This is a genomic window from Phaeodactylibacter sp., assembly GCF_022763345.1.
In the GTDB taxonomy this organism is placed as follows: domain Bacteria; phylum Bacteroidota; class Bacteroidia; order Chitinophagales; family Saprospiraceae; genus Phaeodactylibacter.
Genome location: NZ_JALEGS010000006.1, coordinates 70,245 through 90,619, shown reverse-complemented (window position 1 = coordinate 90,619; position 20,375 = coordinate 70,245). Strand labels below are relative to the sequence as shown.

The 20,375-nt window shown below is 51.4% G+C and carries 16 protein-coding genes and 1 tRNA gene; 8 read left to right on the top strand and 9 right to left on the bottom strand.

The window, feature by feature from the left end:
- Positions 1-114: 114 nt before the first annotated feature.
- From prmA to MRY86_RS01265, 5 genes are all read left to right on the top strand, one after another.
- Positions 115-939, top strand: coding sequence for a 50S ribosomal protein L11 methyltransferase (gene prmA / locus MRY86_RS01285; RefSeq protein WP_293562910.1), 825 nt, complete (start codon positions 115-117; stop codon positions 937-939).
- 12 nt (positions 940-951) lie between these two features.
- Entirely contained in the window at positions 952-5,523 is a 4,572-nt protein-coding gene (locus tag MRY86_RS01280; RefSeq protein ID WP_293562909.1) for a hypothetical protein, read from the top strand.
- Between the two features lie 96 nt (positions 5,524-5,619).
- On the top strand, positions 5,620-5,763 hold the full coding sequence (locus MRY86_RS01275; RefSeq protein ID WP_293562908.1) for a hypothetical protein: 144 nt from the start codon (positions 5,620-5,622) through the stop codon (positions 5,761-5,763).
- 130 nt (positions 5,764-5,893) lie between these two features.
- A complete protein-coding gene (locus MRY86_RS01270) occupies positions 5,894-6,070 on the top strand; it encodes a hypothetical protein (RefSeq protein ID WP_293562907.1) in 177 nt (58 codons plus the stop codon).
- 231 nt (positions 6,071-6,301) lie between these two features.
- Positions 6,302-7,414 carry an acyl-CoA desaturase gene (locus tag MRY86_RS01265; RefSeq protein WP_293562906.1) on the top strand — a complete coding sequence of 371 codons (1,113 nt, stop codon included), beginning with the start codon at positions 6,302-6,304 and terminating at the stop codon, positions 7,412-7,414.
- Here the strand turns inward: MRY86_RS01265 and MRY86_RS01260 are convergent, their stop codons facing one another.
- Positions 7,415-7,906 (bottom strand): CBS domain-containing protein, encoded by a 492-nt coding sequence (locus MRY86_RS01260; protein WP_293562905.1) that lies wholly within the window; start codon positions 7,904-7,906, stop codon positions 7,415-7,417.
- 61 nt (positions 7,907-7,967) lie between these two features.
- On the opposite strand from MRY86_RS01260, the gene MRY86_RS01255 reads away from it, so the two are divergent.
- On the top strand, positions 7,968-8,705 hold the full coding sequence (locus MRY86_RS01255; protein WP_293562904.1) for a DUF92 domain-containing protein: 738 nt from the start codon (positions 7,968-7,970) through the stop codon (positions 8,703-8,705).
- Here the strand turns inward: MRY86_RS01255 and MRY86_RS01250 are convergent.
- Entirely contained in the window at positions 8,690-9,085 is a 396-nt protein-coding gene (locus MRY86_RS01250; protein ID WP_293562903.1) for a DUF2177 family protein, read from the bottom strand. The two genes, MRY86_RS01255 and MRY86_RS01250, sit on opposite strands and share 16 nt — an antisense overlap.
- A gap of 54 nt (positions 9,086-9,139) precedes the next feature.
- Positions 9,140-9,733 carry a DUF2911 domain-containing protein gene (locus tag MRY86_RS01245; protein ID WP_293562902.1) on the bottom strand — a complete coding sequence of 198 codons (594 nt, stop codon included), beginning with the start codon at positions 9,731-9,733 and terminating at the stop codon, positions 9,140-9,142.
- A gap of 227 nt (positions 9,734-9,960) precedes the next feature.
- Here MRY86_RS01245 and MRY86_RS01240 point away from each other — a divergent pair.
- A tRNA-Pro gene (locus MRY86_RS01240) sits at positions 9,961-10,035 on the top strand.
- A 512-nt stretch (positions 10,036-10,547) separates the two neighbouring features.
- Here the strand turns inward: MRY86_RS01240 and MRY86_RS01235 are convergent.
- The 5 genes from MRY86_RS01235 to MRY86_RS01215 form a co-directional block, all read right to left on the bottom strand.
- Positions 10,548-11,108, bottom strand: a complete 561-nt coding sequence (locus tag MRY86_RS01235) for a DUF4468 domain-containing protein (RefSeq protein WP_293566213.1) — start codon at positions 11,106-11,108, stop codon at positions 10,548-10,550.
- 153 nt (positions 11,109-11,261) lie between these two features.
- Positions 11,262-12,299 (bottom strand): AI-2E family transporter, encoded by a 1,038-nt coding sequence (locus MRY86_RS01230; RefSeq protein WP_293570958.1) that lies wholly within the window; start codon positions 12,297-12,299, stop codon positions 11,262-11,264.
- 246 nt (positions 12,300-12,545) lie between these two features.
- Positions 12,546-12,995: a PA2169 family four-helix-bundle protein gene (locus MRY86_RS01225; RefSeq protein WP_293566215.1), complete on the bottom strand. Its 450-nt coding sequence runs from the start codon at positions 12,993-12,995 to the stop codon at positions 12,546-12,548.
- 140 nt (positions 12,996-13,135) lie between these two features.
- Entirely contained in the window at positions 13,136-14,248 is a 1,113-nt protein-coding gene (gene ald, locus MRY86_RS01220) for an alanine dehydrogenase (RefSeq protein WP_282779293.1), read from the bottom strand.
- A 143-nt stretch (positions 14,249-14,391) separates the two neighbouring features.
- Complete coding sequence (locus MRY86_RS01215; RefSeq protein WP_293566216.1) at positions 14,392-15,219, bottom strand: 1,4-dihydroxy-6-naphthoate synthase; 828 nt, start codon at positions 15,217-15,219, stop codon at positions 14,392-14,394.
- Positions 15,220-15,714: 495 nt separating this feature from the next.
- Here MRY86_RS01215 and clpB point away from each other — a divergent pair, with 495 nt between their 5' ends.
- On the top strand, positions 15,715-18,333 hold the full coding sequence (clpB, locus tag MRY86_RS01210; RefSeq protein WP_293566217.1) for an ATP-dependent chaperone ClpB: 2,619 nt from the start codon (positions 15,715-15,717) through the stop codon (positions 18,331-18,333).
- Positions 18,334-18,397: 64 nt separating this feature from the next.
- Here clpB and MRY86_RS01205 read toward each other — a convergent pair whose 3' ends face one another.
- Positions 18,398-20,320 (bottom strand): ABC-F family ATP-binding cassette domain-containing protein, encoded by a 1,923-nt coding sequence (locus MRY86_RS01205; protein WP_293566218.1) that lies wholly within the window; start codon positions 20,318-20,320, stop codon positions 18,398-18,400.
- Positions 20,321-20,375 lie beyond the last annotated feature (55 nt).

The following is a 20,375-nucleotide window of genomic DNA, read 5'->3' as shown; positions in this document are numbered from 1 at the left end:
TTAGGGTTTAGGGGTTAGGGTTTAGGGGTTAGGGTTTAGGGGTTAGGGTTTAGGGGTTAGGGTTTAGGGGTTAGGGTTTAGGGGTTAGGGTTTAGGGTTTAAAAACCAACAGTTATGGATTATTATCGCTATATTATCACGGCTGATGCGCCGTCTCGGGAGATCATTCTGGCTTTTCTGGGAGAATTACCCTTCGACACCTTTGAAGAAACGGAAGACGGGCTGCATGCTTATTTACGCGCAGATGCGGATGCTTTCGCTATAGAGCAGCAGTTGAGTGATATTTCCGGGAAGCTATCTTTTTCTTTTAAGCGGGAGCTGGTGAAGCACCAAAACTGGAATGCGGTTTGGGAATCCAATTTTCAGCCGATACAGGTAGAGCAGTTCTGTGGGGTACGGGCGCCATTCCACGAACGGTTGGCTGAGGTCCGCTACGAAATTGTGATCAACCCGGAAATGGCTTTTGGCACGGGCCACCACGAGACTACTTATATGATGATGGCGCAGATGGAGAAGCTCAGCTGGGAAGACAAAGCGGTATTTGATTATGGTTGTGGGACGGGCATTCTTGCCATACTGGCGGGCATGCTGGGCGCATCAGAGATTGATGCTGTGGACATTGAAAAACCAGCTTACGAAAGTACGGTTGAGAATGCCAGGCGCAATGGCGTGCCTCACCTCAAAGCCTATTTTGGGGACCTGTCCAAGGTGCCGGAGCGTGCCTACGACATTATTTTGGCAAACATTAACAGAAACGTAATATTAAATTCCCTTGAGGCGTTATATAAGCGCCTGAACGCCGGCGGGCAGCTGTTGGCCTCAGGGGTTTTGCAGGTAGACGAAGCTATGGTGACCGAACGGGCAGCCCAGGTCGGGTTCAAATGCCAAAATACGATGCACCGCGGCGACTGGTGCTGCCTGCTGTTTGAGAAACAATAGCATAAATTCAGCATGGCCAGAATCCTTACGATTGTCCTTTCTTTTCTTTTTCTCTTTACCACCCTTTCAAACGCCCAGCGGCTGGAGCGCTTTTCTGAAGACCACGCCGAGTTCATCCGGCAGTTGGAAGAGTACATGACCAGCAGCAAGCGGGAAGTGCTGGAGGAAGCTTATAAGGAATTTGCCGACGTCTTCGCCAGCGGGCAGTTTACCGAGGAGGAGGTACAGCAAATTCTCAAAACCGGCAATGCCATGCTGGAGCAGCGAATGACCGCCGGGCCTTACTTCCAAAATTACCTGCGCGCCCTGACCAAGGTGAAAAACACCAAAGATCCCGTGCGCGTCTTTCAGGAATGGCACAGTGTGATGGATCAGATGCTGGCGGGCATAGAAAACCGGCGGCTGCGCCCTTTTGATGATTTTCTGGAGTTTTCCACGCACTTCTTCGAGCGCCGTGCCTTGCGCTATTCTGATTCCGGTGGTACTTCCTGGTACGCTTATACGGACGACTTCACCTTTAAATACGAAGCGGAGCAGCCTGTCGTTGCTTTTGAAGGGCTGGATCTTATGGCGCAGCGGCGCACCGATTCCATATTTATTTACCAGACCTCAGGTACTTTCGAGCCGGTAGAACGCATGTGGCGGGGTACCGGTGGCCGGGTCACCTGGGAGCGGCATGGCCTGCCAAAAGGGGTTTTTGCAGAGCTTGGTGACTATGAGTTCGAAGCGATTAAGAGCCTCTATACTGTGGAAGATGCTAAAATGCACTACCCGGTATATTTTGGGAACAAAGCCGTGTCCGGTACTTTTAGTGATAAACTCGTATCGAGCAGCGATGCTGTGGAGGGGTCTTTCCCCCGGTTTGAGTCCACAGAGCGCCTCGAAGTCAGCAATATTGGTGAAGGCATTGCTTTTGAAGGGTACTTCCGCCTGCATGGAACTACTGTTTATGGCTTTGGCAACAAGCAGCAGCCGGCTAAGATCAATATACGGGATGCGAACAGCACCGCATCGTTCCGCGGTGCTTCAGAACTCTTTACCATCCGGAGGGAGGACCGCATCGCCGGCAGTGGGGTAGAGGGCGTGCTGTATTTTGGCAACGACTCCATTTACCACCCTTCTGTCGATGTCCGGTTTGAAATCAAAGAGCGGGAGATGACGCTCTCCCGGGGTGAAAGTGCGGCAGATCAGAACCCTTTCTACAGCTCTCTGCATGGGATTAACTTTTACGCTAATTCCATGACGGCCTACCTGAATGGCGATTCGATTGCGATCGGGCGGGGCAAGCTGCCTTATCAGCGCAAGGAAGACGTGGTCTTTGAATCCCTGAATTACTTTACAGAACAGGATTACCGGCAGCTGCAGAGCATTGCTTCAGTGAACCCGATCGCTATTCTGAAGGTGATGTACGATAACAACGGGGGCGTAAAGACACTTCCGGCGGCTGACGTAGCTCATCGCCTCAACCCGAAATTCGGCATTGAAAACATCAAAAGCCTGCTTTACGATATGGTGGCCCGGGGCTTCATCAACTACTACCCCGAAGAGGAAATCGTAGAGGTGAAAGACAAAGTATTTTTGTACGCAGATGCTTACCGAGACCTGATCGACTACGATGTGCTCCGCATTCGGTCCACCACGGATAGCACCAATGCGGTCATGAACCTGTCGAACAACAGCATTGACATCCGAGGAGTGGATATGGTGGAACTGAGCGCCAAACAGCGCGTCGCCCTGAAGCCCGAAGGCGATCACCTGGTGGTGCAGGATAACCGGAATATTGACTTCGACGGGGTGCTTTTCGCCGGCCTGACGACCTTGGAGGGTAAAGACTTCCATTTCAAATACGAGCCTTTTCAGATTGACCTGGACTCTGTCCGGTTTTTCGATCTCTTCGTACCCACCGGCAAATTGATGAAGAGTGGCGAGCCTGAAGCCCTGTCCATCGGCTCACGGCTGGAGCACCTGACCGGCGTACTGTTGATCGATGCCCCTTCCAATAAGTCCGGAAAGGAAGATATCCCCATGTTCCCTTCGTTGCAGAGCAAGGATTATTCCTATGTTTTCTACGATTATCCTTCGGCTCAGAAAGGGGCCTACACGCGCGACTCCTTTTACTTTGAGGTCAACCCGTTTAGCTTTAATCACCTCGATTTTTATACCCGTGAGGATGTGCAGTTTGAAGGCACGCTGTACCCGGCGGGCATTTTCCCTCCCTTTGAGGAAACGGTCAGCCTGCAGGAGGATGAATCCCTGGGCTTTATCCACGAAACGGAAGGAGAGGGCTACACCGCTTACTTGGAGCGGGGTTTATACAAAGGAGAACTGGCATTGAGCAATTCCGGCCTGCTGGGCAAAGGGAACCTGACTTACCTGGGCGCTTCCATTGACTCAGAAGATATGATTTGGATGCCGAAGCAGATGCTGGCGAGTGCCGAAGAGTTCAATCTGGAAGAATCAAGGGAAGAAGGGCTGGAAGTGCCGCAAGTACGCGGTATTGACGTGAAAATTGACTGGCGGCCGTATCAGGATAGCATGTACATCCGCTCGGAGGAAGAAGCCTTTAAGCTGTTCCCGGAAGAAGTCCACACCCTGGATGGTACGCTCATCCTGACTCCCGGCGGCCTGAAAGGGGACGGTACCTTCGACTGGGAAACCGCAACGATGGTCTCTAACCTGTTCTCTTTTGGAGCCTTTAGCTCCACTGCGGATACTACAGCCGTGAAGATTAAAACACAAGACCTGGACGATATTGCGCTGGAGACCACAAATGTTCAAAGTGATGTAGACTTTGAGGAACAACTGGCGACTTTCAAAGCCAATCAGGCGTTTCTGGAGACCAAGCTGCCTGCTATTCAGTACAAGACCTCCATCAACGAGTTTACCTGGGATATGGCAGATGAGAGCATCACCTTCAAGGCAGAAGAGGGATCGCCTGGCAAGTTCACGTCCACTCACCCCGGCAAGGACTCCCTGAATTTCGAAGGGGGAGAGGCTTTCTACGACCTTAAGACCGACGAGTTGAGTGTAAGCGGCGTGCCTTACCTGATTGCAGCCGATGCCTTTGTTTATCCCGATAGCAGTTTCGTGAAAATTGGGCAGGACGGCGAGATGGCAACACTGGAGAATGCCAAAATTGTAGCCGATACCCTCAACCAAAACCACGTGATCAAGCGGGCAACGGTAGATGTCAAAGGCCGCAGGTTTTATCAGGCTTCAGGGTTCTACGAGTACAATGTAGGGGACCGGGAGCAGGAAATTGAGTTTGAAAATATCGTGGGGCAGCCGCTGGGCAAAGGGCCCTACGACGAGCGCCCGGTGGTCACGGTTGGTAAGGGGGAAGTGACAGAAGAAGACGAATTTTACATTGATCAGCGGACCGAGTTCCAAGGCGAAATCGGGCTGAGAGCGGAAACCAAGAACCTGAGTTTTGACGGTTTTGCGCGCCTGGATGCAGAGCGCTTGCCTTACCGCTACTGGTTTACGGTGCAAAGTGAAGCCGACAAGAATGACCTCGCCATCAGCTTTGATGAGCCCAAAAATCTGGAAGGGGAGCCTTTGGCTACCGGCTTCTTCCTGAGTAAGGAAACGGCGGAGATCTACCCAAGGGTTATGATGCCCCTTTTCTTCCGCAAGGACCGGCAAATTCTGCCGGTAAAGGGGATATTCAAATACAACCGGGATAAGGATTACTTCATTTTTGGCGATTCCATTCGCATCCAAACCAATGGCATACGCGGGAATCAGCTGACCTTTTGGAATGGTTCTGGTAAGCTGGAGGGCAAAGGGAAATTTAACCTGGGTACCGGGCTCAATTACGTGAGTATCGATGCTTCAGGGGTGATGGAATCCCGGTACGAAGAAGTGGTTAATCCGGATGAGATGATCATTTCGGATACTATGTCGCTCATTCCATCGATCGGGCAGCAGGAAGAAGGGGTGCAGCGGTACGAAATCGACGCGGAGTTCATGTCTGGTGTACAGCTAATTGTGCCGGATAAGCTCCTGAAGATCATGATGAATGACATTGAGTCCATGAGTTTCGATGCCAAGCCTATCGTTTATCTCACGGAGCTGGACTTTTACCGGGAAGCTTTGATGAACCTGCTTCCGGAAGGGACGGAAGCCAGGGAGGCACTGGCCACTCTTGGTAATGGTATCCTCGATATACCGAAAAAGATCAATCCCTACACTTTCCTGTTTTCTAAAATTCCGATGAAGTGGGATGCGGAGTATCAGTCCTTTGTGTCCAAAGAAGACAAAATCGGGGTCGTATCCGTAGCCGGTGAGCCGCTCAATAAGATGCTGGAAGCTTACGTAGAGTACAAAATGCCGAGCAATGAAGACGACCGTTTGTACCTGTACATCAAGTCGCCAAGCGAACTGTTCTACTTCTTTGGCTTCAAGCAGGGTATTATGAGCATTACCTCCAACAATCCAGAGTTTATGGATGCCCTGGGCGGGATGAAGAGCAAGGAGCTGATTACCAAAATGGACGACGGCAACACTTACGAGATACAGGCGGTGGACGTAGGCTCGGCAAGGCTTTTCCTCAACCGGGTGAAGGCCGCGCAACAAAAGTAATGACAAATTGCACCGTTAAGCGCTGTGGTCTGTCAGCAATAGAAATACTATTGACCTGCATATTGAAGGTATCATTGTTCACTTAATTTTAATCCAATGATCCTTCTTGAAATCATACGGGCGAAGGCCATCTTTTTGTTGCTGTTGTTTCTGACAGTTGTGGTTCCGGTGTGGGCCATTGTTGCTTACTACCGCCGGAAAGGAAAAAAAGATGCTGCGGAGCCGGAAGACGAGGCTTAGGTGCCGTAAAAAGCCTAATATTTTTCATGGCCATAGGGTGACAAAGGTCATTACCTGGGTTTGGGAACCGCCGTATTATTGATGTGAAAAAGGGGCAGGCTGCCTCACTTACTCACAAAAATGTAAACCAATGTTCCTGTTAGACCTCTTTGCTGCTAAAGTTGCCTTCCTTGCAATGGTGGTGTCCCTGATTGTGATTCCGGCTTGGATTCTGCTGGTGGCGTTCACCAAAAAGAAAGGCAAAGCCGATAATGTCAACGCCCCTTCCGAAGAAGAAACTGAAAAGGACCCGGCAGAAATGGTATGACCAATGCCGGCACGCCTCCAAATTTACAGCCTCGGTCAATAGCTGGAGAAGCCTTTTGCGGTTTGTTCAGCTATTTCCATTTAGTAATTCCGGTGTCATTTTTTCAGTAGTCATGCACTACAGGGCATTAGGATTGATTACCTTTATCCAAGCTATAAACAAATGGGTCTGTCAAAGACCTTTTAGTATCATCAAACGATTACTATCTCCTCTACGCTAATTTTTTCCAAAATGAACATTCAAGACATTCGATTCAGCCGCGACAAGGGGCAACGGGAATTTGCTATGGCCCTCCGAAAGCGGGTCAACGACTATTTCCAAGAGAACAATATTTCCAAGTATGCTAATGCAGCGATGGTGACCAAGACCGTAGTACTCGTGGGCACATACGCATTGCTCTATGGCGCTATTGTCGGTGGTTTTGTGACCAACGCCTGGCTGGTACTTCTGGCCTGGACGGCGCTCGGTATCGTTACTGCCGGTATCGGCTTCTCTGTGATGCACGATGCCAACCACGGCGCCTACAGCCGCAATAAATACGTCAACGGCGTACTGGGCTGGGTCATCAACCTGATTGGCGGGTTCGCGCCCAACTGGAAGATTCAGCACAACACCCTACACCATTCCTTTACAAATGTGCATGGTATGGATGAGGACATCGACGCCGGCAAACTGCTTCGGTTCTCTCCGGAACAGGAGCGCCTTTGGTTCCATAAATTCCAGCACCTCTATGCCTGGTTCCTCTACAGCCTTATGACGCACATGTGGATTACAACCAAAGACTTCAAGCAATTGATGCGCTATCACCGCTCCGGCCTACTGGAACAGCACGATATGTCTTTCCCAAGAGTATTTGCAGAGTTGATTTTTGTGAAGGTGGTTTACTACATCTACTTGCTGGTTATCCCATTGGTGTTCTCTCCGGCGAGCTGGTGGATTACCGTTATTGGTTTTGCGATTATGCACTTTGCACTCGGCTTTCTGCTCGGGTGTGTCTTCCAAACAGCGCACGTCATGGAAGCTGCGGTTTTCCCCAAAACAGATGAGGAGGGCAACCTGGGGCACAACTGGGCAGTACATCAGCTGATGACCACCACGAACTATGCACCAAATAACCGCATCCTATCTTGGTTTGTAGGCGGTTTGAACTATCAGGTGGAGCATCATTTGTTCCCAAATGTCTGCCATATCCACTACCGTCGTATTTCCAAAATAGTGCAGGAAACTGCCCAGGAATACAACTTCCCCTACAATACCCTGCCATCTTTCCGTTCTGCTTTGCGCATCCACTGGAATATGTTGCGCAGTTTGGGCACCGGACAGCCGATGCCGCAGATTGCTTAATTAGGAATTTTTACCGTAAAAGGTCTGCTTGTACGTCGGCATAGCCGGCTCGCGGCCGCGCCAGCTGTCAGGGATGTGCTTGACAGCTGGTGTCATTTTCTGGATGGCCCGGAGAATATCCACACGGCTGACTTGTCCCACGAGGCGGCCTTCTTCGAGCACCGGAAGTCGTTTGTAACCGCTGTGTACAAATTCATAGGCGGCATCAAGGATGGTCTTGGAGGATTCGATATGCTTTACCCGCCCCGACATGTAATCTCCCACTTTGATGTTAGCGGAGGAGGGTTCATGGTTGTAGGGCCCTTCGATAAGAATGCGCAGACAATCCGCCTCAGACAGCATACCAATGAGTTGCCCATTGGCATCCAAAACCGGAGCGCCTGAGATTTTCTTTTTCAGCAGGATATCAATAGCTTCCCGGATATCCATATCGGGTAGGAAGGTGACGAGCTTGGTCGCCATATAGTCGGTAATTGGTGGATAGGGTTTCATAATTATTTTGTTTGTTTGTGTAATCTTACAATAAAATACCGAGCGTGTCAAATTTTTCGAAATGAGTTTTATCGGGATTGAAGTAGAGCCCTATGCGGGCTTGGGTTTTCCGGTTCTTCTGGCAGTAGCGGTATTGCTCAGCATTCGGGCCAAAGCGATCAGCTGGAGCGGAGGGCTGGCAGGGGCCTTGATTGCAACCGGCATTTACCTCGGGGGGCGTTGGCTTGGTATTGGGCTGTTGGGGCTGTTTTTCGTATCTGGGTCGCTGGCTACGAGGTGGCAACGGTCGAGAAAGGAAGCGATGGGTGTGGCGCAGGAAGCTGGAGGCCGGCGCAGCTGGGTGAACGCTGCTGCAAATGGTGGGGTGGCAGCGGTATTGGGTGGGATAGCCTGGGGCATAGACTGGACGGTCCCCTTAGCGTATCCGATGATGGCCGCGGCAATCAGCAGTGCTACTTCAGATACGCTATCTTCCGAGCTGGGGACGCTTTATGGCCGACGCTACCGCAATATTCTCACCTGGCAATTGGGGCCGGGTGGCGCAGACGGCATGATTAGCCGGGAAGGTACCCTATTCGGGCTGGCGGGCGCCATTCTGATTGCTTTGCCGGTTGGCTGGGTGATGCAATCCTGGCCACTGGCGATTATTGTTACTGTAGCGGGTATGGTTGGAAATTGGTCGGATAGTTTGCTGGGAGCGACGCTTCAAAGACAGGGCGTACTTAATAACCACACCGTCAACTTTTGGAGCAGCTTAATTGCGGCTCTCTTTGCCGGGCTGGCCTATGCCGCATTTTGAGAAAAGTACCAGCTGAACCACCCTACGAGGGCACAGAGCACCGTACCCCAGGCGATATCAATCAGGACGATTGGCCAGGGCCAGTCTTGCAGGACCGCCCGGTTGGTCAGCTCATAGGTACTGTAAGCCACCATTCCGAAAAAAGCCCCACGCAGGAGGACCGCCGTTCCGGAATTATTGGTGCCCGGCTGTACGACGAAGTATATGATGCCAGACAGAAAAATAAAATAAAAGAGAATAGCAGCAATCCAGTCTGTAGAGGGCCGCATATGCTGCCCAAGGTAGCGGGCATAAATACCCCGTGCCACCACGCCCAGCCAAAGTAAGTCCAGGGCGGTAAAGGCAGCCGCAGCAAGCAGGAAGGGTTTCAGATAGGCCATGATGGGCAATTGAGAAGTACTGGGGCTTTCCGGAGAAAGCACCCAGGATCGGATTTACTCTACAGTAGAAACTTTGAAAGGCACAGCCACATCTGCCCACCGCATGGTGACCCTATCGCTGCCCACTTCAAATTCCAGCATCTCTGCATTTTCTTCCAGGGCTTCCGGTGCAACCTCCACCCGAAGGGCGTCCATGCTTTCGTCATAGTCGTAGGCACCCCATTGCTCCGCTTCCTTATTGAAGATAACCGTCCAGGCATCCTCGCCGGGAATGGTAAACAACGCATAAGTGCCGGCAGGCAGCGCCTCGCCTTCCACCATGACATCTTCGCTAACGGTGAAGGTCGTGGCCTCATTAGCACCCGTACGCCAGATGTTGCCGTAAGGTATGAGGTCGCCAAAAATAGTACGGCCGCGTACTGACGGGCTTCCATAGCTGACCGTTACCGTAGCAGAGCCAATTTCGCCTTCCGCAGTACGGGGCGGGCTTTTACGGGTAGATTTGTCTTCTTTGGGTTCCTCCTCCGTCACCGTTTCTTCCGTAGCTGTGGAGTCAGCAGCCGAACCAGCATCACCTGAATCCGTACCGGCACCCCCGCAACTTGCAAAGGCGAAACCAAAGACCAGGGCAAATAGTAAATGCTTCATGCTCATAATGTGGATAGATTGAATTGTTAAAAATCTAAAATTACATTTTCTTGTCCGCATGTCAGAGTAATGCAAAAATCAAAGCCTGTGTTCAAAGCACGGATAGGTACTTTGAAATTTTCTTTTGCCTAAATTATTGCACCGGATGCCGGGGTTGCTTATATTTGCGTTCCCGGAAAAGAAAGGGCGTCCTCAAGAGGCTGTCTGCTTTCGGGATTTATTCAGAGCGGGATGTAGCTCAGCCCGGTTAGAGTGCTGGTCTGGGGGACCAGAGGCCGGAGGTTCGAATCCTCTCATCCCGACAACACAAAAGGTCATTTCGCAAAGCGAAATGGCCTTTCGTCGTTTAGGCCCGTTGCGAATGTTTTCGCATAAGGGCCTAAACGACGAAAGGCTAAACCAAGGGTTGACCTTTTGTGTTGTCATTTCCCATCTGAGGAAGGGCGCAGCCCATCCTCTCGTTATGAAAAAACCCCTCGCTTACCGATCTGGCCTGTACCACATTATTAGTCATGCAGCGCATTCGTAAGGGCGTGGCAATGAAAAAGCCAAAAGCCGTAGGCTGTGGCCTTCAAAAGCTTTAAGTTCCCCTCATCTGAGGAAGGGCGCAGCCCATCCTCAGATCCCGACTACAAATTTATAAATCCGCTGTCGATCAATAACTTACAGCGGGTATTTTTTGTCAGTTGTCGAATAGGTTGTCGTTTTTACTCCGTATGCACAAAAAAGCCGTTGGGGTAACGGCAAAAAGAGTTGATGTTTTTTACTATACCAACGGCTGAAATTATTTTCTTAGTTACGTTTCAATACCCGTTTACCAGTCATCATTCGAAGTAAGGAAATTATAAAGATTCAACGCAATAAGATTGAACTCGCCTAAAGCTTGGGCTTTCATCGAATCCCATTGCTCTTTATAGTGCTTTTTGCCTAGATAGGGCCAGTTATTTGGGTAGTCATCTGCAAAATCGGCGCCGCCTTTTAAGAAATACATTTCACCACCTCGCTTGTATTTAATGTTGTCTATAGTTACCCTGTATTTTCCCTCTTTAAATTCCAGTTTTATTGCATAACTAAAATATCCTGCCTCCGATTTTTTTCTTCCATAGTAAAGTACATTAGTAAGCCCATTTCCGATGATCACACCTTGCTCTTTGTCCGACAATTCCAATACTGACTTACCTGATTTGTATGTCTCAAACAACCATTGCTGCGCATTGCCAAATAAGGTCTCCTTATCTCCTTCGACTTCATATACAGTTTGGAAAGATGCTAATCCATTGTCCAACTGTATTTCCAATTTACCCGATTTAGCATCTTGACAAAACAGCAGAGATGGGATTACAATAATAGCCGAAACGATTATGATCAACCTCATTACTATTTTTTGCTAGGCATTTTAGTATATACTTGACTTCATCAAAGATAATATGTCTTCAATTAATCTTGCTCATTGTGGATTTACTAAACTTGAAGTTTATCATTTCTATATACATTCGGCAGCCGGAGCAATAAAAATACTCCGCCCACCTCATTCCCCATCCCCCGTACCCAGCGCAAAAGCAACCGGTTTCAGCCCCTCAATATGCTCAAACACTTTTTTCGCCACACCGGTGATGGGGATGGCCAGAACAGACCCCGCAACGCCCCAGATCAGGCTGAAACCAATAACGGTAGCAAAAGTCGCCAGTGGGTTGAGGTTGACTTCGCGGCTCATGATCCAGGGAGTGAGGACGTTATTCTCCAATACCTGCGCGAGGGTCATTGTGCCAATAATGCCTAACAGCAGGGTGGTGGAGCCGCCGGTCGCTATGCCGAGCATCAGCGCAAACAGGCCGCCAATGATATTGCCGATGTAGGGTATGATCGACAGCGCAGCAGCAAGCAGAGCCACCGGAATAGCGTATTGCAATCCGAATATCAGGAAGCCAATAGCGTAAATCAGGGCGAGTATGCCGATGAGGAGCAGCCGGCCGGTCAGGTACTCCGAGGCGGTCTGACGGGCGCTATGCATCACTTCCCGGGCTTCTTGCCGCCGGGATTTTGGTACGAAGTCAAGCGCCGCTTTAATCAGCCGCCGCTGCACCAGCATAATGAAGACCATATAAACCAGTGCAAAGATTAATCCGGTAAAAAAAGAGAATAAAGAGCCCAAAAAGCCCCCAACCATATTCGCAATGGCTGTTTGCTGTTGAGCTAGTTTGTCTTTGGCTTTTTTGATCCGTTCTTCAGAGGCAATACCGATATTTTCGATAATGTACTGCTCGATTTTCTGCTCCTGTTTAACGAGTTGTTCCTGTATTTTGGGCCAGTCTTTGACCAGTGACCGGGTTTGCATGACCATTACGCCGGTCAAAATCCCGAAGGCCAAAATGAAAATAAGAAGAGAGAGCCCGATCCCAGCCCATCGGGGCATGCCTTTGTGTTCAACCCAGGAGGACAGAGGATGGAAAATCATAGCGAGTAAAATTCCAAAGGCGAGGGGGATCAGAAATCCGCTGCCGTAGTATAGTATGGCAACCGTCAATGCTATGATCAATAGAATGGCTGCTGTTTTTTGAGGCTTCATGGTTTGCGGGGTACAGGGGTTAACAAATAAGGTTTTTAGTTTTCATTCGGCTCATTTTTGCAACCTTTCGGACCGGTAGAAGTTCGAAGGGGAGGCCATCAAAAACAAAGCCCAGCCAAAGCGGCTGAGCTCTCGTCCTGCTCGATTTTCCATTGATTTTTTGGGACCAGGATGTCCTGACAAATGGCTCAACGGCAGATAAAACCGGCAGGCCAATCATGGTCATGGGGTATTTGCAAAGTGCGTTTAGTTCAGCGCATCTGCCATGGCATCTGCCCGCTCCAGATCGGCTTTGATCTGATCGCGCTGACGCAGGACCATCGTTTTAGTGGAGGCCGGCCAGGATGTGTTTTCCAGTAGTTTGTTGTAGGTTTTGAGGCTGTTCTTTTCTCCGCGCACGCATTCTTCAAACACGGCTTCCTCATCGTTGGAGGATAGTGCGGATTTGATATCGATCCAGCTGTGGTGCAGGCTGCCTTTCACAGTGGTTTCCCGCTTGGCAGAACCGCCAAGGGTGATGATTTCCTGTGTGATGGCTTCAATGAAAGCCTGTCGTTGAACTACCTTGTCGGTCAGGTAGGATTCAAGGACGGACTGCTTGACGTCAGAGCGTGCCTTCTCGTAGCCTTGCCGGGCATCTACATTTTGCTGCAGCAAATCATTTAGCGCATCAATTACTTCTTGTGGATTGGTCATATCATTTGACTTTTGGTAAAACAGTGTGCCTTTTACACGCAGCAGTCGGCCCGGATGTTCGTTGCCATTCGCAAAAATAAAAAACGGGGCTGCCTACCAGGTTGGTAAGCAGCCCCGCTCAGGCTACAGTTGGAGCAAGTCTAAAGAAACTGCTCCACCGGCGTGAATTCCAGCCCGAAGGCATCCGCCACGCCTTTGTACACTACTTTTCCATCAATAACATTCAGGCCCTTCTTGAGGGGCTCGTTATCTTTGCAAGCCTGCTTCCAGCCTTTGTTAGCCAATTGAATGGCGTAAGGCAGGGTAGCGTTGGTCAGGGCAATGGTAGAAGTATAAGGGACCGCACCAGGCATATTCGCCACACAGTAGTGCACCACGTCATCAATGATGAAGGTAGGGTTTTCGTGCGTGGTCGGCTTGCAGGTTTCGATACAGCCGCCCTGATCCACGGCAACGTCCACAAGGACCGTGCCCGGGATCATATCTTTAAGCATATCACGGGTAATCAGGTTAGGCGCTTTGGCGCCGGCAATGAGTACCCCACCAACGATAAGGTTGGCCTGCTTGATGTGCCTGCGGATGTTCATTTCGTTGCTGTACACCGTATTGACGTTAGCGGGCATCACATCAGCCAGGTAGCGTAGGCGGTCGAGGTTGATGTCCATGATAGTGACCTGTGCACCAAGGCCAGCAGCCATTTTAGCCGCTTGTGTGCCGACTACGCCACCACCCAGAATGAGTACACGGCCTGGTTCCACGCCCGGTACACCGCCCAGCAATACGCCGGAACCGCCCAGTGGCTTTTCCAGAAACTTAGCGCCTTCCTGAATCGCCATACGGCCGGCGACTTCAGACATCGGGACCAGAAGCGGGAGGCTGCCGTTGGGGTTCTCCACTGTCTCGTACGCCAGGCAGGTCGCTCCGCGGTCAATCATCGCTTTAGTCAGCGGCTCGTAGGACGCAAAGTGGAAGTAAGTGAACAGCAGCTGATCCTTTTTGATCAGGTTGTATTCCTGCTCGATAGGCTCCTTTACCTTCATGATCATTTCGGCTTTTTCGTAAACCGCTTCGATGCTCGGTAAAAGTTGTGCTCCGGCAGCCGTGTATTCGTGGTCTTCGAAGCCGCTGCCCAGTCCGGCAGTAGTCTGAACGTAAACCTCGTGGCCGCGCTTGGTCAGCTCCATGGCACCGGCTGGCGTAAGGGCCACCCGGTTCTCATTGTTCTTGATTTCCTTAGGGACACCAATGATCATAATCGCTAAGTTTTTTGCTTTCTGGTTAGGGAATCTAAAATGCAGCGCAAAAATAGTCAAAGTGGCGATATTCTTGCACCCCGGAGCAGATTTCCGGTGGCGAAAATGATCTTTCTCCCAAGTTGGTCTGCAGACAGGGCAGGCTACACGAAAACGGGGTTGTCAGAAACAGGCATGACGCCCTTTTCCATAGCGACTTCAAACAAGTGCTGAACCGCCGCTCTGCCCCGTTCGCCCAAATCACGGGTGTAGTGGTTGACGTACAGGTTGATGTGTTTGTACATGACGGCTTCCTCCATCTCCTGCGCATACTGCCGTACAAAATCTTTGGGCGCATCGGGGTGGTCCAATGCATAGGCTACGCTTCGGGCCAGCACGCGGTCCACTTTGTGCTGCACTGCCTCCGGAAGGTCCCGGCGCACCACAATGCCGCCAAGTGGGATGGGCAGCCCGGAAGTTTCCTCCCAGTAGTCGCCCAGGTCCATCAGCTTGACCAGACCTTTATCCTGATAGGTGAAACGGTTTTCGTGAATAATCAGCCCGGCATCCACACTGCCCTGAAGGACAGCGTTTTCGATGTCTGAAAAGAGCATAGCCGTACGCTGCTGTGCCTTTGGGAAAGCGAGGCTTAACAAAAAGTTGGCTGTAGTAAATTGTCCGGGAATGGCAATGTGCGCGGTATCGATTTCGTCAGGCGTGAGCGGCTTTTTGGCAATGAGCAGCGGGCCGACTTTTTCGCCGAGAGCACTGCCCGCATTCAAAAGTGCATAGTGGGGGAGGAGGTGGGCAAAGGCGTGGTAGCTGAGTTTGGTGATGTGCAGCTCGTGGCGGAAGGCCATTTCATTGAGCGCCTCTACATCTTCGATAACCGGGTGAAAGCTCAGCCCTTCGGTATCGACCTTGCCGTGCAGCAGGGCGTCGAAGATGAACGTATCATTAGGGCAGGGCGAAAATCCGAGTGAGAGTTGCATAAAACAGGGCAGCTTTTGTTTCGCTTTACAGAACGACAAAGCTGCCTTGTTGGTTGCAAGCGGTTAACGTAGGGCACGCGACTTTTTTCCAACAGCAATAACAGCAAGGGCGAGCACTAACATCGTTGTAACCGGCATGAGCATCATTTTAGAGATCGTTAAAATAGTTGTGTTCCAAATTCATTATGCCTAGACAGGCACGGGGTTGGAAAGGGTTGGGCAAAAATGAAAAAAAGATGCCGTTTTTTCTGCCGTACGGTACAGTTAGGGTTCTTTTTGGTGCATTACCTGCTGAAAATTAATTTGTTATCGGTTAAATTGAGTTGCAATTTTTTATTTGAGTGTCAAATTGGCGGCAGCCTTGGCAAAACCCTGTCAAGATGGCGTGTTTGGCCTGTTTGGTACATCATTTGAAGCTAAATTGCTGTTATCAATCCGGAAGGAGCTTTTCAAAAAGCCACCTTCTACATCATGTCTAACCTAATTCTACGATAGATGAACCTCAATAATTTCACCATAAAGGCTCAGGAAGCGGTGCAGCACGCACAGCAGATCGCTATGCAGGAGCAGCATCAGGCGATAGAGCCGGCCCACTTGCTAAAGGGTATCCTTCAGGTGGATGAGAACGTGACGCCTTTTGTGCTGAAGAAGCTGGGTGTCAATTTCGACAATATTAAAAAGGCAACGGACAGCATCATTCAGTCTTACCCGAGTGTCAGCGGCGGTAGTCAGTACTTGTCGCGCACCGCCACGGAGGTGCTGCAAAAGGCGAATACTTACCTCAAAGATTTTGAGGATGAATTCGTCGCCCTGGAACATATTCTGCTGGCGCTGCTGGGGGTTAAAGACAGCACCACGCAGATGCTCAAAGACGCAGGCATTACTGAAAAGGCCTTGAAAGCAGCCATTGAGGAGCTCCGCAAGGGCAAGCGGGTCACAACCCATAGTGCTGAGAACAGTTACAACGCCTTGGGCAAATACGCCGTTAACCTCAACGAGATGGCACGCAACGGCAAACTCGACCCGGTAATCGGCCGGGAGGATGAAATCCGCCGCGTGCTGCACATTCTGGCCCGCCGTACTAAAAACAACCCCATACTGATCGGTGAACCGGGCGTAGGTAAAACGGCGATCATCGAAGGGCTGGCGCACCGCATTGTGGATGGTGATGTGCCGGAAGACCTGCGCGACAAGGATATCTTCTCTCTGGATATGGGTGCGCTGATTGCCGGTGCAAAGTATCAGGGTGAGTTTGAGGAGCGCCTCAAGTCCGTCATCAATGAAGTCAAAACGGCTGAGGGGCAAATTTTCCTCTTCATTGATGAGATTCATACCCTGGTTGGTGCCGGTAAGGGGCAGGGCGCTATGGATGCTGCCAATATCCTGAAGCCTGCTCTGGCGAGGGGCGAGCTGCGCGCCATCGGTGCCACTACCCTCAATGAGTACCAAAAATACTTTGAGAACGATAAGGCGCTCGAGCGCCGTTTCCAAACTGTTCTGGTGGACGAACCGGGCGTGGATGATGCCATTTCTATCCTGCGTGGACTAAAAGAGCGGTACGAAACGCACCATAAAATCAACATCAAAGACGATGCCGTGGTCGCCGCCGTACAGCTTTCCCACCGCTACATCACCGACCGGCACCTGCCGGATAAAGCCATCGACCTGGTAGACGAAGCCGCTGCCAAGCTCCGGTTGGAAATGAACTCCATGCCCGAGGAACTCGATGAAGTGGAGCGCCGGATCCGTCAGCTCGAAATTGAGCGGGAAGCTATGCGCCGGGAAAACGACGAACTTAAAATCAGCAGTATCAACGAGGAACTGGCTAACCTCGAAGAAGACCGCAATGCGCTGAAGGCACAGTGGGAGAGTGAGCGGGAGGTCATCCTTGGTGTACAGCAAGCCAAAGAGGAAATCGAACGCCTCAAACAGGAAAGCGCCCGTGCCGAGCGGGAAGGCAACTACACCGATGCTGCCGAAATCCGCTATGGCCGCATTCCTGAAGTCGAACAGCAACTGGAAGACTACACGCAGCGCCTGCAGGACATGCAGGCCAACAACAAGCTGCTGGTCAAGGAAGAGGTGGATGCAGAGGATATCGCGGAGATTGTCAGCCGCTGGACGGGCGTGCCGGTAACGCGTATGCTGCAGAGCGAGCGCGAGAAACTTCTTCACCTGGAAGAAGACCTGCACAAACGGGTCGTCGGGCAGGACGAAGGCGTGGAAGCCGTGGCCGACGCCATCCGCCGCAGCCGTACGGGCCTGAGCAACGAACGCCGCCCCATCGGTTCCTTCCTCTTCCTGGGCACTACCGGTGTAGGTAAAACAGAGCTGGCCAAAGCACTGGCCGAATACCTCTTTGATGATGAAGACCTGCTAACCCGGATCGATATGAGCGAGTATCAGGAGCGGCACGCGGTGTCCCGCCTGGTAGGTGCGCCTCCGGGATACGTTGGCTACGATGAAGGCGGTCAGCTGACGGAAGCAGTGCGCCGCAAGCCGTATAGTGTGGTACTGCTGGATGAGATCGAAAAAGCCCATCCGGATACCTTCAATATCCTTTTGCAGGTGCTCGAAGATGGCCACCTCACGGATAGCAAGGGCCGGGTGGCGGATTTCAAGAACACCATCATCATCATGACTTCCAATATGGGCTCCAATATCATTCGCGAAAACTTTGCGAATATGATGCCCGGAGACGAGGAAATGGTGATTGAGGATACACGGGAACAAGTCTTCGAATTGCTCAAGCAAAGCGTACGCCCGGAATTCCTAAACCGGATTGACGAGACGATCATGTTCCGTCCGCTTTCCCGTACCGATATCGGACAAATTGTCGACCTGCAACTGGAAGAGCTGCGTGCCAACCTGGCCAAGCAGCAGATACAGCTGACCATCGCGGATGAAGCGAAAAAGTGGCTGGCCGATAAAGGATATCATCCTGAATTTGGTGCCCGGCCGCTGAAGCGGGTCATTCAGAAGAAGGTCCTCAATGAGCTGTCCAAGCAGATGCTGATGCAAAAAGTAATGCCGGACAGCACCGTGGTCCTCGATGTTTTTGATGACAAAATCGTATTCCGGCAGCCCATCAAGGAAGAAGAATTGATGGCGTAAGAAAAGTGTTTGAAACAGGAAGTCCCGGTGGCCGTAATGCTTGCCGGGGCTTTTTCTGTTGTGCTTACTCGTATTCCATCATCTCGAGTTGGGCGAGTTCCCAGACCTCAATGGCGTCTTCCAGTGCAGCCTTCAGGTCAGCATGCTTTTTGGTGATTGCTGCCGCATCATCCTGCATGTAAAACTCCGGGTTAGACATGGCCTTCTCCACCGCTTCGATTTCTTCCTCAATTTTTTCCACTTTCTTTTCCGCATTGGAAATGGCGCGCTGCAGGCGCTTGCGCTCTTCGTAGCTTAGCTCTTTTTTGGGCGGGGCTTCTGCGGTAGCCGTTTTGGGTTTACCCGAAGACTGACTGATTTCCACATCCCGCATATTGTCGAGCTGCCGCTTTTCCAGGAAGTAGTTGACATCGCCCAGGTGCTCGTGCAGTTTACGGTCGCGGAATTCCAGGGTGCGGTCTGTAAGGCCTGCGAGGAATTCCCGGTCGTGGGAAACGACAATCAGGGTGCCATCGTAGTCTTTGATGGCTTGTTTGAGTACATCTTTGGAGATGATATCGAGGTGGTTGGTCGGTTCGTCCAGCACCAGCAGGTTGAAAGGGCGCAGCAGCAGGCAAGCCAGGGCAAGGCGGGCGCGCTCTCCGCCTGAAAGCACGGATACTTTCTTATCCGCATCCTCTCCACTGAACATAAAGGCGCCCAGGATACTCCGCAGCTGCGTGCGCATTTCAGCGGGCGCGTAGTTTTCCATAGTTTCCAGCACCGTTAACTTGGCGTGCAGGCTGTCGGATTGATTTTGGGCGTAGTAGCCGATCTCAACGTTATGGCCCAGTTGCAATTCCCCTCCGGTCAGCGTTAGTTCGTTGACGATGATCTTGGCCAAGGTGGTCTTGCCCTGCCCGTTTTGCCCCACAAAAGCCACCCGGTCGCCGCGGTCGAGCTTAAGGTCCACTTTATCGAGCACGTTCAGGCTGCCGTAGCTTTTGGACAGTTTTTTGGCCTCCAGAGCCACCTGACCGGACCGTGGTGCCGGGGGGAAGCGGAGGTTCATAGCGGCGGTATCGAACTGTTCGACCTCGATGCGTTCAATTTTGTCGAGCTGTTTTTGCATGGACTGCGCCATCTTGGTCTTGGTCGCCTTCGCCATAAACCGGTTGATGGTCCGTTCCTTATCCGCAATGACCCGCTGTTGGTTTTCATAAGCCGCCAGCTGTTGTTCGCGCCGCTCTTTGCGCAGGTCCACATACTCACTGTAGGCAGCCTTGTAGTCGTAGACTTTGCCGAGTTCGACCTCTACTGTTCTTCGGGTGACGTTGTCGAGAAATTGCTTATCGTGCGAAATCACAATGACCGCACCAGCGTAATCCTTAAGGAATTTCTCCAGCCAGATGATGGACTCGATGTCCAGGTGGTTGGTCGGTTCGTCAAGCAGGAGGTAGTCGGGGCGCTGCAGCAGCATTTTGGCCAGTTCGATCCGCATTTGCCAGCCGCCGCTGAATTCATCGGTCAGGCGGTCCATATCAGAAGCTTTGAAGCCCAGGCCGGTGAGTACGCGCTCGGCATCCGCCTCCATGGTTTGACCGCCCAGGAGTTGGAAGCGGTCGTTGACTTCGGAGAAATTTTCCAGGAGCTTCATGTAAGAATCACTTTCGTAATCCGTACGGGTCGCCATTTCATCGTTCAAGTCGGCGATTTGCTTTTCCAGGCGGCGCACTTCATCAAAAGCGGTAAGGGTTTCAGCCATCACGGTCTTGCCCTTCGGCAGGCTCATTTCCTGGTGCAAAAAGCCCAGCGTGCTGCCAGAGGGGCGGTCGACATTGCCATCGTGTGGTGACATGTAGCCGGCGATGATCTTGAGCAGGGTCGACTTCCCGGCGCCATTACGGCCCACCAGGCCCACTTTGTCCCGTTCCACAATAACCAGGTTGACCCGGTCGAGCAGCGTACGGTCCCCGTATTTGACAAAAACATTATTGATGTTGATCATATCCTTTGCGCTTTGTGGGCGCGGCCCTGCCTTTTCTCTGTTATCGGCTCTGCCG